19 protein-coding genes are annotated in these 21362 nt (G+C 66.4%); 8 read left to right on the top strand and 11 right to left on the bottom strand.

The window, feature by feature from the left end; all coding sequences use genetic code 11:
• Nucleotides 1-115 precede the first annotated feature (115 nt).
• Nucleotides 116-1234, top strand: coding sequence for a hypothetical protein (locus QW861_RS26700; protein ID WP_316193692.1), 1119 nt, complete (start codon nucleotides 116-118; stop codon nucleotides 1232-1234).
• Between the two features lie 79 nt (nucleotides 1235-1313).
• On the opposite strand, the gene QW861_RS26695 is transcribed toward QW861_RS26700, so the two are convergent.
• Entirely contained in the window at nucleotides 1314-2183 is an 870-nt protein-coding gene (locus tag QW861_RS26695) for a ferritin family protein (protein WP_315717461.1), read from the bottom strand.
• A gap of 209 nt (nucleotides 2184-2392) precedes the next feature.
• Between QW861_RS26695 and QW861_RS26690 the strand changes: the two genes are divergently transcribed.
• The 7 genes from QW861_RS26690 to QW861_RS26660 are packed head-to-tail and all read left to right on the top strand — an operon-like array spanning nucleotide 2393 to nucleotide 11314.
• A complete protein-coding gene (locus tag QW861_RS26690; protein WP_410052336.1) occupies nucleotides 2393-4693 on the top strand; it encodes a 4Fe-4S binding protein in 2301 nt (766 codons plus the stop codon).
• Between the two features lie 10 nt (nucleotides 4694-4703).
• Nucleotides 4704-6629, top strand: coding sequence for a TAT-dependent nitrous-oxide reductase (nosZ, locus tag QW861_RS26685; protein ID WP_315717460.1), 1926 nt, complete (start codon nucleotides 4704-4706; stop codon nucleotides 6627-6629).
• 3 nt (nucleotides 6630-6632) lie between these two features.
• Nucleotides 6633-8021 carry a nitrous oxide reductase family maturation protein NosD gene (locus QW861_RS26680; protein ID WP_315752544.1) on the top strand — a complete coding sequence of 463 codons (1389 nt, stop codon included), beginning with the start codon at nucleotides 6633-6635 and terminating at the stop codon, nucleotides 8019-8021.
• Nucleotides 8018-8938 carry an ABC transporter ATP-binding protein gene (locus tag QW861_RS26675; RefSeq protein ID WP_315752543.1) on the top strand — a complete coding sequence of 307 codons (921 nt, stop codon included), beginning with the start codon at nucleotides 8018-8020 and terminating at the stop codon, nucleotides 8936-8938. The genes QW861_RS26680 and QW861_RS26675 overlap by 4 nt, the downstream gene beginning before the upstream one ends.
• Complete coding sequence (locus QW861_RS26670; protein ID WP_315717455.1) at nucleotides 8935-9765, top strand: ABC transporter permease; 831 nt, start codon at nucleotides 8935-8937, stop codon at nucleotides 9763-9765. Before QW861_RS26675 ends, QW861_RS26670 begins: the two co-directional genes overlap by 4 nt.
• The gene (locus QW861_RS26665) at nucleotides 9762-10319 is read left to right on the top strand and encodes a nitrous oxide reductase accessory protein NosL (RefSeq protein WP_315752542.1); all 558 of its coding nucleotides are present in this window, start codon (nucleotides 9762-9764) and stop codon (nucleotides 10317-10319) included. Before QW861_RS26670 ends, QW861_RS26665 begins: the two co-directional genes overlap by 4 nt.
• Nucleotides 10316-11314 (top strand): FAD:protein FMN transferase, encoded by a 999-nt coding sequence (locus QW861_RS26660; protein WP_315752541.1) that lies wholly within the window; start codon nucleotides 10316-10318, stop codon nucleotides 11312-11314. Before QW861_RS26665 ends, QW861_RS26660 begins: the two co-directional genes overlap by 4 nt.
• 105 nt (nucleotides 11315-11419) lie before the next feature.
• On the opposite strand, the gene QW861_RS26655 is transcribed toward QW861_RS26660, so the two are convergent.
• Genes QW861_RS26655 through QW861_RS26610 form a run of 10 tightly spaced genes read right to left on the bottom strand, consistent with a single transcriptional unit; the run spans nucleotide 11420 to nucleotide 21354 of the window.
• Complete coding sequence (locus QW861_RS26655; RefSeq protein ID WP_315752539.1) at nucleotides 11420-12046, bottom strand: NAD(P)H-dependent oxidoreductase; 627 nt, start codon at nucleotides 12044-12046, stop codon at nucleotides 11420-11422.
• Nucleotides 12047-12049: 3 nt separating this feature from the next.
• Entirely contained in the window at nucleotides 12050-13645 is a 1596-nt protein-coding gene (locus tag QW861_RS26650; RefSeq protein ID WP_315752538.1) for an isochorismatase family protein, read from the bottom strand.
• Between the two features lie 18 nt (nucleotides 13646-13663).
• Nucleotides 13664-14512 (bottom strand): MBL fold metallo-hydrolase, encoded by an 849-nt coding sequence (locus QW861_RS26645; protein ID WP_315717450.1) that lies wholly within the window; start codon nucleotides 14510-14512, stop codon nucleotides 13664-13666.
• A 39-nt stretch (nucleotides 14513-14551) separates the two neighbouring features.
• Nucleotides 14552-15439 (bottom strand): amidohydrolase family protein, encoded by an 888-nt coding sequence (locus tag QW861_RS26640; RefSeq protein WP_315752537.1) that lies wholly within the window; start codon nucleotides 15437-15439, stop codon nucleotides 14552-14554.
• On the bottom strand, nucleotides 15436-16554 hold the full coding sequence (locus QW861_RS26635; protein ID WP_316193691.1) for a VWA domain-containing protein: 1119 nt from the start codon (nucleotides 16552-16554) through the stop codon (nucleotides 15436-15438). Before QW861_RS26635 ends, QW861_RS26640 begins: the two co-directional genes overlap by 4 nt.
• The gene (locus QW861_RS26630; protein WP_315717447.1) at nucleotides 16551-17432 is read right to left on the bottom strand and encodes a MoxR family ATPase; all 882 of its coding nucleotides are present in this window, start codon (nucleotides 17430-17432) and stop codon (nucleotides 16551-16553) included. Before QW861_RS26630 ends, QW861_RS26635 begins: the two co-directional genes overlap by 4 nt.
• 6 nt (nucleotides 17433-17438) lie before the next feature.
• Nucleotides 17439-18461 (bottom strand): xanthine dehydrogenase family protein molybdopterin-binding subunit, encoded by a 1023-nt coding sequence (locus QW861_RS26625; RefSeq protein ID WP_315717446.1) that lies wholly within the window; start codon nucleotides 18459-18461, stop codon nucleotides 17439-17441.
• 1 nt (nucleotide 18462) lies between these two features.
• On the bottom strand, nucleotides 18463-20037 hold the full coding sequence (locus tag QW861_RS26620; RefSeq protein WP_316193690.1) for a xanthine dehydrogenase family protein molybdopterin-binding subunit: 1575 nt from the start codon (nucleotides 20035-20037) through the stop codon (nucleotides 18463-18465).
• A gap of 12 nt (nucleotides 20038-20049) precedes the next feature.
• Nucleotides 20050-20529 (bottom strand): (2Fe-2S)-binding protein, encoded by a 480-nt coding sequence (locus tag QW861_RS26615; protein WP_315717444.1) that lies wholly within the window; start codon nucleotides 20527-20529, stop codon nucleotides 20050-20052.
• A 3-nt stretch (nucleotides 20530-20532) separates the two neighbouring features.
• Nucleotides 20533-21354 carry an FAD binding domain-containing protein gene (locus QW861_RS26610; protein WP_315752533.1) on the bottom strand — a complete coding sequence of 274 codons (822 nt, stop codon included), beginning with the start codon at nucleotides 21352-21354 and terminating at the stop codon, nucleotides 20533-20535.
• Nucleotides 21355-21362: the final 8 nt, after the last annotated feature.

Below are 21362 nucleotides of genomic sequence, written 5' to 3'. Positions count from 1 at the left end.
CCGTCAGCGGATTGTCAGCCCATCGTCACGCCCCGGTTATCGAGCCTCCGCATCGTCCCGCCGCCGCTTGAATGAAGCGGCGCGGTGCAACCGAGGTCTTGGGGGATCTTGCAGAATGTCACTTCGATCATCTTTCAAATCTGCCTTTCATGAATTGCTCGCATTGTCCGTCACGGTGTCTTTGCTGGCGTTGTCCGCTGCCGCGCCGAGCCTTGCGCACGACCATGGCTTCGACGACGATGACGACAGCTACGCCATCGGCCTGTGGGGCGACCTGCCCTACTCCACGCTGCAGGCCACCGTCGGCGTCCCCAACCTGATCGCCGACATGAACGCCCATCGGCTGAAATTCACGGCGCACGATGGCGACCTGAAGCAGGGCTCCAATTCCGCCTGCGACGCCGGCCTCTACGCCCAGGCGCTCGCCTTCTTCAACAGCCTCGAGGCGCCCGCGATGTTCACCCCGGGCGACAACGACTGGGTCGATTGCGATCGCCCCTCGAATGGCGGCTTCAACTCGCGCGACCGGCTCGATTACGAGCGCAAGGTGTTCTTCTCGACGCCGTTTTCGCTCGGCCAGCGCAAGCTGCGCCAGGAGGTGCAGACCGATCCGCTGTGTCTGAGCGCCAACGGCACCAAGGTCGGCTGCGTCGAGAATCGCCGCTGGACCGTTGGCCGGGTCACCTACGCGACCCTCAACATCCAGGGATCCTGCAACAATCTCTGCGACACAAATCCCGATCCGGACGAATACAACGCGCGCAACGCGGCCGTGATTCTGTGGATGCAACAGACCTTCGCGGAAGCCAAGAGGCGCAACTCCGCCGCGGTGATGTTCATCACCCAGGGCAACCCGGGCTGGGACCAGGCCGATCCGACGCGCGCGCCGCTGCGCGATCCCAGGACGCTCGCCGAAGCCGACGGGCAGCCCGATGGCTTCGTCAGCTTTCTGACCGCCTTGCGCACCGAAGTCGAGGCGTTCCGCAAGCCGGTCGCCTACGTCCACGGCGATTCCCATTACTTCCGGATCGACCAGCCCTTCCTCAACAGTGCCGGCCAGCGGCTTGAGAACTTCGTTCGCGTCGAAACGTTCGGCGACAATCAGGGCAACGGCAACAACGACGTGCGCTGGCTCAAGGTGACCGTCGATCCGCGCAGTCGCGACGTGTTCTCCTTCCAGCCCGTCACGGTGCCAGCGAACCGCACCGCCGTGCCGGCGCCGACCCGCAACTGAGCCTCATGATGATCGGGTCATCCAGCTTGGCTGGGCGACCCTTGTCTTTCGCCTCTTTCGCGGAGTTCTGGAGTCGGACTCAACCGAGCGACCGCAGCCAGGCCAGCCGGGCGATCGCCTGCGACGCCAGCCGCTGCATCAGATCGAGCCGGTCCGGTTCGGTCGCTCGCTCCGCATGCTCCAGATACGCGTCCGCGAGCGCCTCCGCCAGCACGGCCGCATCGGCTTGCGCGAGCCCAGCCGGCAGGCGCAACAGGTCCGCAACCTCCGATGCCATTGCCGCGGCTTCCTGCGCAAGCTCGCGCACGCGATCCGCCGGGCGGCCAGCGGCGCGCACAGCCATCGCGTCGAGCAACTCGGCGAGTCGACGCTCCAGCCGGCCGGCGTCGATCGTGCCGGCGTCCGACGCCACCGACGCCGCGCGCCTGGCGTCGGTCTCAAGATGATAGGCACGGCGCCGCTCCTTGCGCAGCGTCGCGACATGACCGAGTTCCTCTCGCGCCATCGCCTCGGACGCCCTCTTGACCTCGGGATCATCGGCAAATGCCGCAAGATAGGACCAGAACGCAAAGGCCCGCTCCTCGTTGCGCACCGCCATCGACAGCGCGCGGTACGGCGTCATCAGCCGCGAGTCCTGGATTTCGCGTGCCACGCCGGGCTCAAAGGTCTCCGGTGGTTGCCAGCGCACCAGCGACGCATCGGGGGCACGCCCCGTTCGCGCTTGCGACCATTGCGCGACACTGTCGACATGCTCGCGCTCGGCCGCGGCCAGCCTCGCGAAGACAGCGGCCAGATCGAGCCGGCCTTGACGCTGCATCTCTCCGGACAGCTCGTCGTAGCGATCGGCCGCCTCCTGCTCCATCGCATTGGCGAGCGCGAACAGCTCGTCGATCGAATGCAGGTTCCCGGCCGGTTCCGACTTGAGCGAGAGCGTGCGTGTCAACAACATATGATGGTCCGCCTGATTGTCCTGGCTTGTTTGATCCAGCGCAACGTCCGTCGGATTGCGACCCACTAGACAACCGGCACGATAAGGAGTCAATTTAACCCGACTCTATTTGCTCAGGGATTGTCAATGGCGACGATCCTTCCTTCCCCGAAACAGTCCTGACTGGAATACGGCCCCTTCGCGGGCCGTCCGTTCCGCTTGAGGTGATCATGGTTGCGAGTGATGTCGCCACCAATCGGTGGCGCATGCCTGCTATCCTGGTAGCAATCCTCATCGGGTTCTGCGCGATCGCGGCCCCGCGCGCAGCACATGCGGCCGGCGATCTCGCAACCTACCTCTCGAAGATCACGCCGGGTGAGCTGTTCCCGGATGCGGATCGTTTCGGCGAGCCGCAAGGCGAGCCGCCGATCATGCCGGTGTATCGCGGCGATCAGCTCAAGGGTTACGTCTATCTCAACTCCGATTTCGCCAATTCCGTCGGCTATTCGGGCAAGCCGATCCACATCCTCGTCGGCATCGATCCCAAGGGCGTCATCACCGGGCTGAAGCTGGTCGATCACAAAGAGCCCATCGTGCTGATCGGCATTCCCCAGCCACGCATCGTTGCCGCACTCAACGGCCTGCTCGGCAAGGACATGATGCCGATTGCGCAAGGCGCGGAACATGCGCCGCAGGCCGACATCGTCTCAGGTGCCACGGTCACCGTGCTGGTGATGCACGACAGCATCGTGCGCGCCGCCACGCGCCTGATCCGCAGCGGCCGCATCGGCGCCGGCTCAGCGGCGACCGCCGCCGCAGCGCAGCCCGGCGTGACCAAGACGGTCGATCCCGACAAGAGCGAGATCCGCGACTGGAGCAGTCTGCTCGGCGACGGCTCGGTGCGGCGCCTGCATCTCAGCATCGGCGACGTCAACGACGCGTTCGCCAAGTCGGGCAATGCGGCGGCCGCGCAGAATCCGGAGCCCGGCGATGCCGGCGACACCTTCATCGATCTCTATGTGGCCATGGCCAGCGTGCCCACGATCGGCCGCAGCCTGCTCGGCGACGAGGGCTATCAGCGACTCAAGCAGCGATTGCAGCCCGGACAGCAGGCGATCGTCGTCGCCGGCGACGGCGTCTACTCGTTCAAGGGCTCCGCTTATGTCCGAGGCGGCATCTTCGACCGTATCGAGGTGCTGCAGGAGGGCGGAAGCACTCGGTTCCGCGACAAGAACCACATGCGACTCGGTGCGCTGACCGCCGCCGGCGCCCCTGCCCTGCGCGAGATCGGACTGTTCATCACGCCGCCCGAATTCACGCTCGACCCGACCGAGCCATGGCAGCTCCAGCTCCTGGTGCAACGAAGCACAGGCAGCCACGACAAGGCGTTCCTGACATTCGATGTCGACTACACGGTGCCCGACGCCTACTTGAAGCAGCAGACGCGCCCCGCTGTGTCGGCAGCGAAGGCGACGTCCGCGCGTCCCGCCCCGACCACGGCGCAACCGGTCGCCGACGACACCGAGGAGCCGTTATGGATGCGCATCTGGCGCTCGCAGACGGTCTCCATCGGCATCACCGCGCTGGCGCTGGCCGCGCTCACAGGGATCTTCTTCTTCCAGAACGTTCTGGTGCGCCGTCCCCGGCTCTACACCTGGGTGCGCCGCGCCTATCTGCTGTTCGTGCTGGTCTGGCTCGGCTGGTACGCCAACGCCCAGCTCTCGGTCGTCAACGTCGTCACCTTCGTCAACGCGCTGCTGACCGGCTTCCATTGGGAGTTCTTCCTCGCGGCGCCCTTGATCTTCATCCTGTGGGCGGCAACGGCGGCTGGACTGCTGTTCTGGGGCCGCGGGCCGTTCTGCGGCTGGCTCTGTCCGTTCGGCGCGCTGCAGGAGCTGACCAACACAGTGGCAAAATGGCTCAAGGTGCCGCAGATCACGGTGCCCTGGGGGCTGCATGAGCGGCTGTGGCCGATCAAATACATCATCTTCCTCGGCCTGTTCGGGCTGTCGCTGTATTCGGTCGCGCTCGCCGAGCAGGTCGCGGAGGTCGAGCCGTTCAAGACCGCGATCATCCTGAAATTCTCGCGCAGCTGGCCGTTCGTGCTGTATGCCGCGGCGCTGCTCGGCATCGGCCTGTTCATCGAACGCTTCTTCTGCCGCTATCTCTGCCCGCTGGGCGCCGCGCTGGCGATTCCCGGACGCATCCGCACCTTCGAATGGCTGCGTCGCTGGAAGGAGTGCGGCTCGCCCTGCCAGCGCTGCGCCAAGGAATGTCCGGTGCAGTCGATCCATCCCGAGGGACACATCAATGTCAATGAATGCATCTACTGCATGCATTGCCAGGAGCTCTACTACGACGATCAGCGCTGTCCGCACATGATCCAGGTCCGGCTCAAGCGCGAGAAGTTCGAGGCGATGTCATCGCCGTCGATGCGCGCCGCCAAATCCGGTCCGAAGACCGTGATCACCCATGCCGGTCGGCCGACGACGGCGCCGGCTCAATCCAACGATCTCACTCATCCATCATAAGGAGACGACGATGGCGCACGACGACGACCAGACGAAACTCAGCCGCCGACAAATCGTCGGCACCGCCGCGCTCGGCGCGGCCGGCGTTGCCGGCAGCATCGGCCTCGGCAAGAGCGTCGAGACCACGCCGGCCGCCGCACAGTCGCGACCGGCGCAAGGCGCCGGCAAGGCGGAGGTCGCGCCCGGCCAGCTCGACGAGTACTATGTCTTCTTCTCCAGCGGCCAGACCGGCGAGTTGCGGATCGTTGGCATGCCCTCGATGCGCGAGCTGATGCGCATTCCGGTCTTCAACCGGTGCAGCGCCACCGGCTGGGGCCAGACCAACGAGAGCCGCAAGATCATGACCGAGGGGCTGCTGCCCGAGACGCGCGAACGGCTCAAGGACCGGCTCGGCATCTGGATGAACGGCGACTGCCACCATCCGCACATGTCGTTCACCAACGGCACATATGACGGCCGCTACATCTTCATCAACGACAAGGCCAACACCCGGCTCGCCCGCATTCGCACCGACGTGATGAAATGCGACAAGATCATCGAGCTGCCGAACCAGTACACCATCCACGGCATGCGTCCGCAGAAGTTCCCGCGCACCGGTTACGTTTTCTGCAACGGCGAATATGAGGTGCCGCTGCCGAACGACGGCAAGGTGCTCGACGACAAGTCGAAATACTGGTCGATGTTCTCGGCCGTCGACGGCGACACCATGAAGGTCGCCTGGCAGGTGATCGTCGACGGCAATCTCGACAACACCGACTGCGACTACCAGGGCAAATATGCGTTCTCGACCTGCTACAACTCGGAGAAGGGCGTCACCCTGGCCGAGATGACGGCAAGCGAACAGGACTGGGTCACGATCTTCAACATCAAGCGCATCGAGGAGGCCGTCAAGAAGGGCGACTTCAAGGAGATGAACGGCGTTCCCGTGATCGACGGCCGCAAAGGATCGCCTTACACGCGCTACGTGCCGGTCTCCAACAGTCCGCATGGCCTCAACACGGCCCCCGATGGCATCCACGTCGTCGCCAATGGCAAGCTGGCGCCGACGGTCACGGTGATCGACGTCCGCCTGATCGACAACCTGTTCGACGACAAGATCAAGCCGCGCGACGTCGTCGTGGCCGAGCCGGAGCTCGGCCTCGGGCCGCTGCACACCGCCTTCGACGGCCGGGGCAACGCCTACACTACGCTGTTCCTTGACAGCCAGGTCTGCAAATGGAGCCTCGATCTCGCCAAGCGCGCCTTCAAGGGCGAGAAGGTCAACCCCATCATCCAGAAGCTCGACGTCCACTATCAGCCGGGCCACAACCACGCCTCGATGGGCGAGACCAAGGAAGCCGACGGCAAATGGCTGCTGTCGCTGAACAAGTTCTCCAAGGATCGCTTCCTGAATGTCGGCCCGCTCAAGCCGGAGAACGACCAGCTGATCGACATCTCCGGCGACAAGATGGAGCTGGTGCATGACGGCCCGAGCTTCGCTGAGCCGCATGACGCCGTGATCGTGCACCGCTCCAAGCTCGAGGGCCGCGTGACCTCGATCTGGAAACGCGACGACCCGTTCTTCGCCGACGCCCGCAAGCAGGCCGCAGCCGACGGCGTCACGCTGGAGAGCGACGCCAAGGTGATCCGCGATGGCAACAAGGTGCGCGTCTACATGTGGTCCAGCGCGCCCGCCTACGCGCTCGAAAAGTTCGAGGTCAAGCAGGGCGACGAGGTGACGGTCTATGTCACCAACATCGACGACGTCGAGGATCTGGTGCACGGCTTCTGCATCGTCAACTACGGCGTCAACATGGAGATCGATCCGCAGCAGACCTCGTCGGTGACGTTCATCGCCGACAAGCCCGGCGTGTACTGGTATTTCTGCACATGGTTCTGCCACGCCATGCACATGGAAATGCGCGGACGCATGCTGGTCTCGCCGCGGAACGCGTGAGCGATGCGGCGCATGCGCCATATCAAGACTCTGGGGCTGGCGGCGCTCGTCGTCGCCGGCCTGCCCTTCCGCGCCCAGGCGGCGACTCTGCAGGTCGGAACTGACACCACCGACCTGCAGGCCCTGCTCGACCGCGCCGCCGACGGCGACGAGATCGCGCTCGCCACCGGCACCTATCGCGGACCGCTACGGATCAGCCACCGCTTGACGCTGGCTGGGGCTCCGGGCGCCGTGATCAGCGGTGGTGGCGAGGGCAGCGTCATCACCGTGGCGGCGCCGGGCACCGTCATTCGCGGCCTCGCCATCGACGGATCCGGCCGCGCGCTGGAGAAGATGGATTCCGGCATCTTCGTCGAGCAGGCCGCGCACGACGCAGTGATCGAGAACAACCGCATCGAGGGCAATCTGTTCGGCGTCTATCTGCACGGATCAGCCAACGCCATGGTCCGTCACAACAGCATCATCGGCCTGCGCGCGACGCGCGGCGGCGTCACCGGCAACGGCGTCTCGGTCTGGAACGCGCCGGGCGCCAAGGTGATCGACAACCAATTCCGGTACGGCCGCGATGGCGTGTTCGCCATCACCAGCCGCAACAACGTCTTCAGCGGCAATCGCTTCAGCGACCTGCGCTTCGCGGTCCACTTCATGTACACCAACGACAGCGAAATCTCCGGAAACGTCTCGACCCGCAACATCATCGGCTATGCGATGATGTTCTCCAAGGCGCTCGTCGTGAGGGATAACGTCTCGGATCACGACCGCGACCGCGGCTTGCTGTTCAACGCGGCCAACGGCTCGCAGATCGCCGGCAACAGCGTGATCGGCGGGTTGCAGCCGGCGGAGCGCTGGGCCACCGCGGAGAACCGCGGCACCGACGAAGGCGTGCCGCAGGCCGATGCGAGCACGGCCACGCCGACCGCCGGCGCCCGTCCCGGTCCCGAGAAATGCGTGTTCATCTACAACACCAACAACAACCATATCACCGACAACTGGTTCGAAGGGTGCGAGATCGGCGTTCACTTTACCGCCGGCTCCGAGGGCAACGACATCAGGGGCAATGCCTTCGTCAACAATGCTAGCCAGATCAAGTATGTCGGCACCCGCCATCTCGACTGGTCGAAAGACGGCCGCGGCAATTATTGGAGCGACAACCCGGGCTTCGACCTCAACGGCGACGGCATTGCCGACACCGCCTATCGGCCGAATGATCTGATCGACCGCGTATTGTGGACCGCGCCGGCCGCCAAGGTCCTGATCAACAGCCCGGCCGTGCAGGTGATCCGCTGGGCGCAGGCGCAGTTTCCCGCGATCCTGCCCGGCGGAGTCGTCGACCGCCATCCCCTGATATCGCCGCCGGCGCGCCGCGCCGCTGCAGAAAGCGGGCCCCGATGACCGCGACGATCCATGTCGCCGACGTGATCAAGCACTACGGCAAGGTCGAAGCCGTGAGGGGCGTCTCGTTCGATCTCGCCGCCGGCGAGATGGTGGCGCTGATCGGCCACAACGGCGCCGGCAAGACGACGCTGATGAAGATGATGCTCGGGCTGATCCGCCCCACCCGCGGCACCATTGCCGTACTCGGTGAAAATCCAGCCGCCGGCGAGTTCTCCTCGCGGCGCCGCCTCGGCTACCTGCCGGAGAACGTCGCCTTCGATGCCGCGCTCACCGGCCGCGAGACGCAGAGCTTCTACGCCCGCCTCAAGCGCGAGCCGGTGAACGGCGCGCTGGCGCTGCTCGATGTCGTCGGGCTGGGCGACGCTGCCGGACGCCGCGTCAATACCTACTCGAAGGGCATGCGCCAGCGCCTCGGCTTGGCACAGGCGCTGATCGGCCGGCCACGCGTGCTGCTGCTGGACGAGCCGACCACCGGTCTCGATCCCGAGCTGCGCCAGACGTTCTACGAGGTGATCCAGAAGCTCGCCGCCGAGGGCACGACGGTGCTGCTGTCATCGCATGCGCTGACCGAGCTGGAGGAGCGGGCCGGCCGTGTCATCATCATGAACAAGGGACTCAAGGTCGCCGACGGCACGCTCGACGAGTTGCGCCGCCTCGCGCGACTGCCGACCCGGATCCGGGTCAAGGTCGCTGAGCTGCCGCCATCCGGCCGGCCCTCGTGGCTGCCGGAGGCGACCTCCTATCGCCGGGTGAACGGCCACATCGTCGAGATCGACGCAGCGCCGGACGAGAAGATCGAGCTGCTGCGTCTGGCGACGGCCGACGCCACCGCCGTCCAGGATCTCGAGCTCATTCCACCCAATCTCGACGAGCTCTACGCGCATTTCCTGCGCCACGCGGAGCGTTCGCAATGAATGCCGTGATCACCATCGCCGCGAAGGAAATCCAGCAGGCGATCCGCAACCGCTGGGTGCTGGCGTCGACCCTGCTGCTGGCGGGGCTCGCGCTGTCGCTGACCTTTCTCGGCAGCGCACCGACCGGCACCGTGGGCGCGCGCGCGCTCGACGTCGTCATCGTCAGCCTGTCGAGCCTGACCATCTTCCTGATCCCGCTGATCGCGCTTCTGATCTCGCACGACGCCATCGTCGGAGACATGGAGCGCGGCACCATGCTGCTGCTGCTCAGCTATCCCGTGGCGCGCTGGCAGGTGCTGCTCGGCAAGTTCCTCGGTCATCTCGCGGTGCTCGCCTTCGCGACCTGCCTCGGCTATGGCGCCGCTGCCGTAGCGCTGCTGATCGCCGGCAGTCACTTCGACAGTGACGGGCTCGCGGCCTTCGCCGCGATGATCGGCTCCTCCGTTCTGCTTGGCGCGGTGTTCGTCGCGATCGGCTATCTCGTCAGTGCAGTGGTGCGCGACCGCGGCACCGCAGCGGGGGTCAGCATCGGCCTGTGGCTCGTGCTCGTCCTGATCTACGACATGGCGCTGCTCGGCCTTCTCGTGATCGATCAGGGCCGCAACGTTTCCGGCGGCGTGCTCAGCGCGCTGCTGCTGCTCAACCCGACCGACGCCTACCGGCTGTTCAACCTGACCGGCTTCGCCAATGTCAGCCTGTTCTCGGGCATGGCCGGGCTCGCCGGCAGCAGCACGCTGTCGGTGCAGGTGTTGCTCACAGCGCTGGTGCTTTGGACGTTGGTGCCGCTCGCCGGCGCCGCGCTGGCCTTCTCCCGGAGGGAGCTATGAAACGCCTCGCTTTCGCCGGCTTGCTCATCGCCGCCTTTGCGCTTGCCGCCTGCAACGACAGGCAGGCGGCCGCGCCGCCGCCGCCGATCAAGCTGACGGCGGAGGCGATCGGGCATTATTGCGGCATGAATCTGCTCGAGCATTCTGGCCCCAAGGCACAGATCTTCGCCGCCAGCCTGATCGAACCGGTGTGGTTCTCCTCCGCGCGTGACGCCATCGCCTTCACGATGCTGCCCGACGAGCCCAAGGACATCCAGGCGATCTACGTCTCCGACATGGGCAAAGCCGCGAGCTGGGACAATCCGGGCGCCGACAATTGGGTCGAGGCGCGCAAGGCGGTGTTCGTGATCGGCAGCCGGGTCAGGAGCGGCATGGGCAGCGACGAGGCGGTGCCGTTCTCGGATCGGACCGCGGCCGAGCGGTTCGCTGCCGAGCACGGCGGCCGCATCGTCGGCTTCACCGAGGTGCCCCGCGACTACGTGCTGAGCTCCGCCGACGACAACGCCGGTCTGGCCGAGCCGGGTTCGAAGCAAACCACGGGAGTCCAGCGATGACACTTCACCTCTCGCGCCGGCGCTTCATCCGCATCAGCGCCGCATTGGCGGGTCTCGCGGTTGCTCCTTCCTGGGCGCAGGCGGCCGACAGCACAAGCGGATCGGTCGAATGGCGCGGCACGCTGCTCGGCGCCGTCGCCACGATCAAGCTTCATCACCGCGACCGGCAGGAAGCCGAACGGCTGATCACGGTGTCGATCGGCGAAGCCCGGCGGCTCGAGCGCCTGTTCAGCCTGTATCTGGAGCAATCGGCGCTGGTGACGCTGAACCGCACCGGCGTGCTGGTGGACCCCGCGCCCGAGCTGGTCGACATCCTCACACGCTCGCAGCGCTACGCCGCGATGACCGACGGCCGCTTCGACCCGACGGTGCAACCGCTGTGGACGCTCTATGCCGATCATTTTTCGCGCCCGCATGCCAATCCCGACGGGCCGCCGCAAGCGGCCGTGCAAGAGGCGCTGGCGTGGGTCGGCCATCAGCGGCTGAGCGTCAGCCGCGATCGCATCGTCATGCCGCGCGGCATGGCGCTCACCCTCAATGGCATCGCGCAGGGCTATGTCACGGACCGGATCGTCGAGCTCCTGCGCAGCGAGGGCGTGCAGCACAGCCTGGTCGACATGGGCGAAGCCCGCGCCATCGGCGCACGGCCAGATGCACGGCCCTGGGAGATCGCAATCGCCGATCCGGACATTCCCGACCGGACCGCTGCACTGCTTCCGATCATCGATCGCGCCGTATCGACATCGGGCGCCTATGGCTTCCGCTTCGATCCGCGAGGCCGCTTCAATCATCTGTTCGATCCGCACGACGGCGGCTGTGCGCAGCGCTATCGCAGCGTGACCACGGTCGCCGGCAATGCAACGGCGGCAGACGCGCTCTCGACCGCCTTCAGCCTGATGTCGGAGCCTGAGATTCGCGCCCTGCTGCCCCGCACCGAGATCGAACGTGTCCACCTGATCGACGCGACCGGAGCGACAGTCGAGCTTGTCGCTTGAATTCGCGGCCGAATCAGTCGAGAGCGCGGCTAGAGGATAACGGTCGCCGGTCGAAGGCCGCACCGCTTGCTGCTAGGACCTGATGCGCGCCGCGCGGCTGCCTCGTCAAAATCGCGCGGCCATCTCGACGAGCCGCCTGTGCGCCCGCTCACGCGCCACGCCGGTGTGCGCCGCCGGCCCGCTGGTCGGCCCGATCGCCACGAAGTGCAGGTCGCGAAGGCCCATGAAGCGCAGCGCCTCGCGCAGATAGGGCGTCGCGAGGTCGGTACGCCCCCGGCTGATGCCGGTGGTGAAGTCGCCGCCGCTGGCGAGGATCACCAGCGTCGGACGATCCTTCAGAAGCGGCAGGTAGCCACGCGACGGATCGAAGCGAAAGGTGAGGCCCGGCTGATTGATGATGTCGAGCCAGTGCTTGAGTTTGTAGGGAATGCCGAAATTCCACATCGGCGTCGAGATCACGACGCGCTCGGCCAGATCGAGCCGCACCGCCATGCGCTCGGCCACAGCGAACGCCCGGCGCTGGCCGTCGGTGAAGGCGCGGCCGCCCATGCGGGCATATTTCGCCTGCAGGATCTCGCCGTCGAACTCGGGCAGACTCTCGCGCCACAGATTCATCTCGTCGACGTCCCAACCCGGCCGCGCCTGCCTGAAGCGGTCCAGGAAGGCGCGCGCGCCGGCGCTGGATTCCGAATCTGCCCGCGGCGAGGCGACGAGATGCAGCAGCTTTGGCATGCCTCACCCCAGCGCCCTGATCACCGCGTCGGCCGTGGTCACGACAGCAACATTCTGCATGGCGAAGTTGATCGACGCATTGTGCCAGTCCGCGTTCATGGTCGAGCAGCAATCCTCCGGCACCACGATGAAATAGCCCTTGTCGGCCCCGGTGCGCGCGGTGTGCTCCACCGACATGTTCGTCCAGGCGCCGGTATTGATGAGGACGTCGCGCCCGGTGGCCTTGAGAATCGTCTCGAGCCGCGTGCCTTCCCACGCGCTCATGCGCATCTTCTCGACCACGAAGTCGCCGCTGCGCGGCTCCAGGCCGGCGACAGGCGCCGCGCCCCAGCTGCCGCGCACCATCGCCTTGCTGTCGACCAGCCCCTCGAACAGCGGTGCGTTCAAGGTCACGCCGGGCGCGCCCGGCTCGACCACGAACCAGACATGAATGATGACGACGCCGCGCGCACGCGCGACCTCGGCGAGCCGCCGGACATTGTCGACCACGCGCTGCTGCTTGGCATGACCGGGCGCGCCGGAATCCGCGAAGGCGCCACCGTCCATGATGACGTCATTCTGCACATCCTGGATGATCATCGCGCAGCGGCGCGGATCGAGCTGCATGTCGCCAGATGCCAGCTGCGGCGCCGATGGCGCGGACGTCGCGCTGGACATCGCCAGACCTGCCGTTGACGCCCCTCGACTTCGCGCGCTCATATACGGCTCGTGGCGCGGACCGACCTTGGTCGCGATCGCATAGACCGAATGGGTCGCGGTGAGATAGAGCGTGCGAAACTCGGGACCGCCCCAGGCGAGATTGGCGACGAGCTCCGGCACGCGCACCTTGCCGAGCAGTTCGCCCGTAGGCGCATGGACCCAGACGCCGCCGGGTGCGGTGACCCAGACATTGCCGCGCTGGTCGCATTTCATGCCGTCGGGCACGCCTGGCTCGAGCTCGGAGCGGATACCGCTGGCAAAGACGCGCCCGTTCGCCAGCGCACCATCGCCGCCGACGTCGAACACGCGGATCACCGCCTGCACCGTATCGTTGACGTAAAGCAGCTTCTCGTCCGGGGAAAAGCACAGCCCGTTGGGCTGGTCGAACAGACGGCGGTCAACTAGCAGCCGCGGCGGACCGCCGCCCGGCGGCACCCGGTACACGCCCTGGAAGCCGAGCTGGCGCGGCCGCTCCACGCCATAGACCGGCATGCGGCCATACCACGGGTCGGAGAAGTAGATCGCCCCGCTGGAGTGGACGCACACGTCGTTGGGGCTGTTCAGCTCCTGGTTCTCGAAATGCGATGACAGGATCTCGCGGCGGCCGTCGGGGCGCTCGCGCACCAGCGACGACGTCGCGTGTTCGCAGACGATCAGATTGAGCTCGGCATCATAGGTCATGCCGTTGCACTTGTTCGACGGCCGCCGCATCTCCACCACGCCACGCTTGGCGTCCCAGCGGCGGCGGACATCAGCCGGCATGTCGGAGAACAGCAGGAACTGCTCGACGGGATGCCAGATCGGCCCCTCGGTGAACTCGAAGCCGGTCGCGACCTGCGCCACCGGCGCATACGGATCGATCAGAGTTTCGAACTCAGTGCGCAACGTCACGTGGGTCATGGGGGCACCTTGTGCTGCTCACGCCGGAAACCAGTGCCGCTGCGGCAGCGACTGCACCAGCGGCCCCGGCACCTGGTCGTGCAGCCGTCCCACCACCACACCGCCTTCGATCTTGGCGGGACGATCGTGCACCGGCAGCAGATAGCGCGAACTCGACAGCAGCTTCTTGATCGCTGCCTTCTCGGCGCGTTTTGTCGTGCCGTGATTGCCGGTGGTGCGCGGCTCGCCATCCTGGATCTCGTTGAACGGCGTCACGATCTGGTCGTTGAAGTCGTAGATGACGTCACCGCAGATGGTAGCGATGCCATCGGCAGTGTGGACGTGGATGTTCATCGAGCCTTCGGTATGGGCATTCGCAGCGTCGCAATAGACGCCCGGCATCAGCTCGACCGGGCCGGTGAGCTCGAGGTCGAGGAAACGCAGCGCACTCTTGGTGTGCAGCCGGTCGATCAGATGCTTGATGTCGGGCGCCGGATATTGCGGATGCATCAGGCCGGACACCGAGTATTCCAGCTCGCGGCGGTTGAGCACGACCGTCGTGTTCATCGGGAACAGATCGTCCTTCCCGGCATGATCGATGTGCAGATGGGTGTGGCAGACGTAGCGGACATCGCCCATGCGCACGCCGTGCCGCGCCAATTGGTTCTCGATCATGTTCTCATGGTACTGCAGCCCGCGCATGCCCAGCGTCTCCATGATCTGGTTGGAGCGGTAGCCGGTATCGACCACGACCGGATACGGCCCGCCCAGGATCAGGAAGCCGAGCGTCAGCACCCGGCGGGTGCGGCCGCAATCACGGCCGAGCACAAGGAAGCTCGATTCCAATTCGATGTCACCATAGTCGAGAACCTTGATTTCCAGCGCCATGAGCGTTCCCTGTTGCTTTTGTTGTCGTTGCAGGCGGTATCATCCCAGCCGATAGACGCGCTGCGCCGTCCCTCCCATGACCTGCGCGCGCGCATGCTCGTCGAGGTCTCGGATGGCAGCCTCATAGGCCCCCACCAGTACGCGATAGTCGGTCCAGAGCTTCTCGATCGGAAAGTTCGAGCCGAACAGGCAGCGCTCGGGGCCGAACATTCCGACCGTCTCCCGCACCACGTCGGCGACATGCGCCGGATCGTTGCGGCGAATGAAGGTGCCGAGGCCCGAGAGCTTGCTGACGACATTGCTGCAGCTCGCCAGCCGCTGCATGCCGGCTCGCCATCGATCGCGACCGCGCGTGGACAGATCCTCCAGCATGCCGGCATGCTGGAGGATGAAGGTCACGGACGGACAGCTCTCGGCGAGCGCTGCGGCGCCCGCCATCTGCGGCGCGAAGACCTGCAGGTCGAAGGACCAGCCGTAGTCGGCGAGCCGCGCGATGTTGGCGCAGATATGGGTATCGCTGCAAAGGTCTGGGGACGAAGCGAAACGATAGAGCGGGTTCTCATGCCAGTGCAGCTGCATCCGGACCCCGCGCAGCAGGGGGTAGCGCGCCAGCCGGTTGAGCTGCGGCCGCGCATCTTCGACGCTCAGATCGGCATAGGCGACGATCGCGTGCGGAAAGCCGTGCTGCTCAGAAGTTCGCTGCACCCAGGCGGCTTCGTCCTCGAAGCCGTCCTTGGCCCAGTTGGTCTGGACGTAGACCGATTGCGTGACGCCGCTGCCGGCGATGTCGTCGAGATACTCCTCGATCGTGTAGTCGCGCCTGATCGGCTCATAGGGGCCGAAAATCCGCGGCTGCATCGGCCCGACCAGCCAGGGCAGATCGGCCTGACGCCAGATGTGGTGATGCGCATCGACATAACCGGTCATGCCGCCCTCCTCTGTGCCAGCGACAGAACATGCGCGACGATGGTCTCGTCCGACCCGCCGGCTGCGATGTCGTCGACGAATGGCGCGATCGCCTGCAACGCCTCGGTCTGCGGCTTGAAGCCGGGCCCCGTCGCGAGCGGCGTCAGCCAGCTCAGACGCCAGGCGCGCAGCGACAGCCTCCACACGGCGTCACGGAGCACGTGATGGTCACCACGCTCGAGCCCATCCGAGATGACCAGCACGACGGCGCCCCGCGCGTAGGTCGAGAACCGCGGCACCGCGAGGAAGGCCTGCAGCGCCTCGCCGATACGCGTGCCACCGTCCCAGTCGCTGACGAGATGCGAGGCAGCGAGCAGCGCCTGTTCGCGCCGCTTCAGCCGCAAGGGCCGCGTCACGCGTGTCAGCCGTGTGCCAAGCGTGAACACCTCGGCCTGGGGTACGGCCTGCACCAGCACGTGGGCGAGCCGCATGTTGTCCTCGGTCCGCGCCTGCATCGAGCCGGAGACATCGATCAGCAGCAGCAATCGTCGCAATCGAGGTCGCCGCTTCAACCGCCGCAGCGACAGCACCTCACCGTCGCGCCTTATGCTCTCGCGCAGGGTCCGGCGCAGGTCCACGAAGCTGCCGCGCCGCGCGCGCATGCGCCGGTGGCCACGCCGTTTCGGCAGTTTTGCACGCGCCTGACGCGCGAGGCGCTGCAGGGCATGGCCGCCCGTCGTCGCAGCCAAGCGGCGGGCGACCAGCGCTTCAACGCGCGTCGCAGCCAGACCTGACTCGTTCTGCTCCTCGGCGAGATCGGGACCGACAGCGCCGTCCCCTTCCTCCTGGAGACGCACGACATCGTCCTGCCTGTCGCTCTCGCTGAAGGCCGTTGCCTCGGCGACACCAAAATGGACGTCGAACAGCAGATTGTAGGTCGCGAGCCGCTCGGGAGGCGGCGCGAGGGTCGCCGTCCCGGCACGACGGATATCCTCGATGCTGACAGGCCCCAGCAGTTCGATCGCAGCGAGGAAGGCGGTGGTCTGCTCCGGCGCAATTGCGAAGCCGTTTCGCCGCAACAGCGCAGCGAATGTCACGAAGATCTCGGTCGCCTGCGGCAGGCGGGGCTCGCTCATGTCATCGCCTCCGCGAGCAGCGCGTCGAGCCGCGGCGCGATGAAGGACAGATCCTCCTCATCCTTCAGCGCGACGCCAATCGCGCGCTTGAACGCATCGGGCCAGCGCGCGCCGGTCTGGTTGAGCAGCGTCGCCGCCTCCGCCCAATCGACCGCCTCGGCAATCCCGGGCGCCTTGCTCAGCGGCTCGCGCCGCAGCTTCGCCACTGCAGCCACCACGGCCCGCGCGGTCGCTTCGGCAACACTGGAGGCCCGCATCATCACGATGCGCGCCTCGCGCTCCGCATCGGGATAGTCGATCCAATGATAGACACAGCGGCGGCGCAGCGCTTCGTGAAGGTCACGGGTCCGATTCGAGGTCAGCACCACGATCGGCCGCTCCGCGGCGCGCACCGTGCCGCGCTCGGGGATCGATATCTGGAAATCAGAGAGAAATTCGAGCAGGAACGCCTCGAACTCCTGGTCGGCCCGATCGATCTCGTCGATCAGCAGCACGGTCGCATCGGGCGCGCGCAGGCAGGCCAGCATCGGCCGCTCGATCAGAAAGCTCTCGCCATAGATGTCGATGCTCTCCTCGCCGGCTTGGCGGATCGCGAGCATCTGGCGCGGATAGTTCCACTCGTAGAGCGCCGCAGCAGCGTCGATACCTTCGTAGCATTGCAGGCGGATCAGCTTGCGGCCGAGCACCGCGGCGATTGCCTTCGCCGCCTCGGTCTTGCCGACGCCGGGCGCGCCTTCCAAGAGCAATGGCTTGCCCAGCGCGAGCGCGAGATAGGCCGCGGTGGAGAGCCCGTCATCGGCGAGGTAGTACGCCGCGCGCAGTGCCTTTTCCAGCGCCTGCGGCGAGTCGATGCCGACGATGTTGCTGCGGACCACCATGCTGCGTCACCGCCGCGTCTGCGGCCGGGCGCCGCCCTGGGCCTTGATCGCGCGCAGCACTTTCTCTGGCGTGATCGGCAGTTCGTCGAGGCGCACGCCGACGGCGTTGAAGATCGCATTCGCGATGGCAGGAAGCACGGGATTGGCGCACATCTCGCCAGGGCCCTTGCCGCCGAACGGTCCGTCGGGCGCCGGCCGCTCCAGCACGGCGATGTCGTGCGGACAGATGTCGCCAGGTCCCGGCATCAGGTATTCCACGAAGTCGCGCGGTCCTTGCTTCGGGTCCGGGTAGTACGGCTCCGTCGTCTCGTAGAGCGCGTGGCTCATGCCCATCCAGGCGCCGCCGACCAGCTGCTGCTCGACGAGGCGGGGATTGAGCGCGCGTCCCAGCTCATAGGCGCTGTCCATCCTGACCACGCCGACCTCACCGGTCTCGTCATCGACCTCGACCTCGGCGACGAGACAGGCATGCGCGTAGCAGGTCGCCGGGGACATTTCGCCAGTCTCGGGATCCACCTCCGACAGCGGCACCAGGAAGATGCCACGGCCGGAGATGGTCTTGCCCTGGCGGAACTGCGCGGCGATGGCGACGTCCTTCACCGAGATCGAGCGATGCGGCGCGCCCTTGACGTGGATGTTGCCGCGACCATCCGTTTCGAGATCGCTGGCGTTGACCTCGAGCTCCTCGGCCGCGGCCTCCATCATGACGCCACGCGCCTCCTTGGCCGCCGCCATCACGGCATTGCCGACGCGATGGGTGCCGCGCGAAGCGAACGAGCCCATGCAATGCGGTCCGGTGTCGGAATCGGCGGTGTCGACATAGACGTCCTCGACCGGCACGCCGAGCGTCTCGGCACAGATCTGCCGCGTCACCGACTTCATGCCCTGCCCGAGATCGATCGACGACAGCGCCACCGTGAACTTGCCGCTGGGGTTGGAATGCACCAGCGCCTGGCTCGGATCGCCGCCGAGATTCATGCCGATGGGATAGTTGATCGCCGCCATGCCGCGGCCGCGGTGCCTCGTCATGTCAGCGCCTCCTCGTGCCGAACACCGACGAGAACCGCGTCGCGCCGTGCCCCGGCGAAGGCGCCGGGCTCGTTGGCGGAGGTGGTGGCGGCTCGAGCTGTGGCGGCGCCGAGAGACCACGATCGTAGCTGGTGCGTTGCTGCGCCGGCGCAGGCCGCGCGCTCACCGGCTCTCGTGGCGTGGAGGGAACAGCCGCCCGCGCCCCGCCGCCATCCTTGCGCGAGGACATGCGCCGGAACTCCTCGCGGATCGGCCATTTGGCCTTCTCGGCCGCGACCTGGACGCATTCGATCAGCGCGGTGTTCTTGGCCTCGCGGCGATGCGCCTTCATGTCGCCGTCGCGATAGGCGTTGAGGATACGAAACTCCATCGGGTCCATGCCGATCAGATGCGCGAGCTTGTCCATCTGGCATTCGAGCGCGAAGTCCATGCCGGTGATGCCGAAGCCGCGCATCGCGGTGGCCGGCGTGCGGTTGGTGAAGATGCAGTAGATTTCGCCATGGACGTTCGGGATCGTGTAGGGCCCCGGCAGGTGCGCGGCGCATTTGACCACCGCGTAGCTCGACAGCCGCGTATAAGCGCCAGAGTCGAAATAGCCGCGGATCTGGCGCGCCACGATGCGGCCGTCGCGCATGACTCCGTCCTTGATGTAGATGCGCTCGGCGCCGCGGGGCGGCCCGAACTGCATCTCTTCCTCTCGTCCGAGCACGTAGCGCACCGGGCGCCCCGTCAACATCGCAGCGAGAATGGCGAGCGGCTCGGTCAGCGTGTCGACCTTGCCGCCGAAGCCGCCGCCGACCGTGCCGCCGATGAAGTGGAATGTGTTCGACGGCAGATCGAGGATCTTGGCGCAGGTGTCGAGCGAGAAGAACAGCGCCTGGGTCGAGGTATAGACCACGTAGCGGCCGTTGGTGTCGGGCGCGGCGATCGAGCCGTTGGTCTCGACCGGCGCGTGCTCGATCGGCGACATCTGGTAGCGCTGTTCCAAGACATGATCGGCGCCGGCAAAGCCGCGCTCGACGTCGCCGAAACGCAGCTTCTGATGATCGTAACGGTCGTGATAGGTGAATGTGTTCTTTGGATAGGTCTCGTTGACGGTGGGCGCGCCCGGCTTCAGCGCCTCCTCGACGTCGAACACCGCCGGCAAGATCTCATAGTCGACGCGTACCCTGGCCGCCGCCTCGGCCGCCGCGCGCGGCGTCTCGGCGACGACGGCGACGATCGGCTCGCCGCGGTAGCGTACCTTGTCGACGGCAAGCGTCGGCTCATCGTCCTTGCCAAAATTGATCAGGCTGAGCAGCGTGTTGAGATTGCGCGGCACGTCGCTGCCGCGGATGATCCGCCGCACGCCCTCGCTCCGTTCGGCCTCGCTGGTCTCGATGCGGCGCAGCCGCGCATGCGGCTGCGTGGATCTGACGACCTTCAGATGCAGCATGCCCTGCAGCTTGTGATCGTTGAAATAGGTCGAGGTCCCCGTGACATGGCCGAGCATGTCCTGGCGTTGGGTGCCCTTGCCGACCTCGTTGAGATTGTCGTCGCGCTCGTCGGCGAAGATGTCCTTGCGCAGTTCCAGCATGGCGATCTCTCCTCACGCACTCGCGCGCAGCGACGCGGCCGCCGCCAGCACCGCATTGATGATCGGCTCGTAGCCGGTACACCGGCAGATGTTGCCCGAAATCGCCTCTACCACCTGCTCGCGGCTTGGCTGCGGGATCTTGTCGAGCAGCGCCTTCGCCGCCATCAGCATGCCCGGCGTGCAATAGCCGCATTGCGCGGCAAAACCCTCGGCGAAGGCGCGCTGCAGCGGATGCAAATTCGGACCGCTCTTGATGCCGTCGAGGGTCTCGACCGCGCGGCCCTCGACGGCTTCGGCGAGCGTCAGACAAGACAGGTGCGCGTCGCCATCGATGAGGACCGTGCAGGCGCCGCAGCCGCCCTGGCCGCAACCGAATTTCGGCGTGAGGTCGCCGATCATCTCGCGCAGCACGACCAGCAGATTGGTGCCGCCGTCAACGAACAGCGCGACATCGCGACCATTGTGCCGGAACTGAAGTGGGGTCTTGGCCATGCTCTAGCTCTCCTGTCCCGACAACAGCCGCCGCAGATGGACGCCGACCACTTCGCGGCGATACCACGCGCTGGCAAGCGAATTGTCGGTGGGTGCCGTTCCCTCGGCTGCCGCAGCAGCGGCGGCACTGATCGCGCCGGCGTCGAACGGCCGCCCTTCGAGCGCGCGCTCGGCCGCCTTGGCGCGGATGGCGGTCGGGGCCATCGATCCCAGCGCGATCCGCGCGCCGGTCACGCGGCCGCCACTCTGTGGAAGATGCGCCGCAAGCGTGATCACCGATCCGCCCTTCGGCTTGATGCGGGCGATCTTGCGATAGCGGAACGCATCCGCCGACGCAGGACGGATGCACGACACGCCGACCACCAGCGCACCGGCCTGGCGGTCGCGCGATTGCAGGAACTCCTCGATCGGCATGTCCCTGACGCCGAAGCCGCCCTGCAGCGAGACGATGCCGTCGAGCGCCAGCAGCGCCACCGTGAAGTCGCCGAACGGCGCCGGCGCGAACAGATTGCCACCGACGGTCCCCATGTTGCGCACCGCCGGGGCGCCGATCGAGCGCGCCGCCGGATGCAGGAAGGCGAGATCGCGTTCGGCCAGCACGCGGGCGAAGGTGACGCCGGCGCCGATCCTGATGCGTGCGCCTGCCGCATCGATGCCCTGCAAGGTCCGGTCGGTGGCGCGGATGACCGTCGCAATCGAGACGTCGCCCTCGTTGAGATCGCGCATGACCAGCGTGCCGCCGCCCAGGTAGCGCGCGGCGCGGTCCGACGACAGCGCAGACGCTGCTTCGCTCGCGGCCTGAAACGTCTTCACCGTGACCGGCATCGATTCAC

This window comes from Bradyrhizobium sp. SZCCHNRI1029, assembly GCF_032487555.1.
Taxonomy (GTDB): domain Bacteria; phylum Pseudomonadota; class Alphaproteobacteria; order Rhizobiales; family Xanthobacteraceae; genus Bradyrhizobium.
The sequence above is the reverse complement of the archived record's forward strand: the minus strand, read 5'-3'. Positions and strand labels throughout refer to the sequence as shown.

Coding starts and splice junctions, on each gene's coding strand:
- QW861_RS26700 (WP_316193692.1), top strand. CDS start 116: ATGTCACTTCGATCATCTTTCAAATCTGCCTTTCATGAATTGCTCGCA.
- QW861_RS26695 (WP_315717461.1), bottom strand. CDS start 2,183: ATGTTGTTGACACGCACGCTCTCGCTCAAGTCGGAACCGGCCGGGAAC.
- QW861_RS26690 (WP_410052336.1), top strand. CDS start 2,393: ATGGTTGCGAGTGATGTCGCCACCAATCGGTGGCGCATGCCTGCTATC.
- nosZ (WP_315717460.1), top strand. CDS start 4,704: ATGGCGCACGACGACGACCAGACGAAACTCAGCCGCCGACAAATCGTC.
- QW861_RS26680 (WP_315752544.1), top strand. CDS start 6,633: ATGCGGCGCATGCGCCATATCAAGACTCTGGGGCTGGCGGCGCTCGTC.
- QW861_RS26675 (WP_315752543.1), top strand. CDS start 8,018: ATGACCGCGACGATCCATGTCGCCGACGTGATCAAGCACTACGGCAAG.
- QW861_RS26670 (WP_315717455.1), top strand. CDS start 8,935: ATGAATGCCGTGATCACCATCGCCGCGAAGGAAATCCAGCAGGCGATC.
- QW861_RS26665 (WP_315752542.1), top strand. CDS start 9,762: ATGAAACGCCTCGCTTTCGCCGGCTTGCTCATCGCCGCCTTTGCGCTT.
- QW861_RS26660 (WP_315752541.1), top strand. CDS start 10,316: ATGACACTTCACCTCTCGCGCCGGCGCTTCATCCGCATCAGCGCCGCA.
- QW861_RS26655 (WP_315752539.1), bottom strand. CDS start 12,046: ATGCCAAAGCTGCTGCATCTCGTCGCCTCGCCGCGGGCAGATTCGGAA.
- QW861_RS26650 (WP_315752538.1), bottom strand. CDS start 13,645: ATGACCCACGTGACGTTGCGCACTGAGTTCGAAACTCTGATCGATCCG.
- QW861_RS26645 (WP_315717450.1), bottom strand. CDS start 14,512: ATGGCGCTGGAAATCAAGGTTCTCGACTATGGTGACATCGAATTGGAA.
- QW861_RS26640 (WP_315752537.1), bottom strand. CDS start 15,439: ATGACCGGTTATGTCGATGCGCATCACCACATCTGGCGTCAGGCCGAT.
- QW861_RS26635 (WP_316193691.1), bottom strand. CDS start 16,554: ATGAGCGAGCCCCGCCTGCCGCAGGCGACCGAGATCTTCGTGACATTC.
- QW861_RS26630 (WP_315717447.1), bottom strand. CDS start 17,432: ATGGTGGTCCGCAGCAACATCGTCGGCATCGACTCGCCGCAGGCGCTG.
- QW861_RS26625 (WP_315717446.1), bottom strand. CDS start 18,461: ATGACGAGGCACCGCGGCCGCGGCATGGCGGCGATCAACTATCCCATC.
- QW861_RS26620 (WP_316193690.1), bottom strand. CDS start 20,037: ATGCTGGAACTGCGCAAGGACATCTTCGCCGACGAGCGCGACGACAAT.
- QW861_RS26615 (WP_315717444.1), bottom strand. CDS start 20,529: ATGGCCAAGACCCCACTTCAGTTCCGGCACAATGGTCGCGATGTCGCG.
- QW861_RS26610 (WP_315752533.1), bottom strand. CDS start 21,354: ATGCCGGTCACGGTGAAGACGTTTCAGGCCGCGAGCGAAGCAGCGTCT.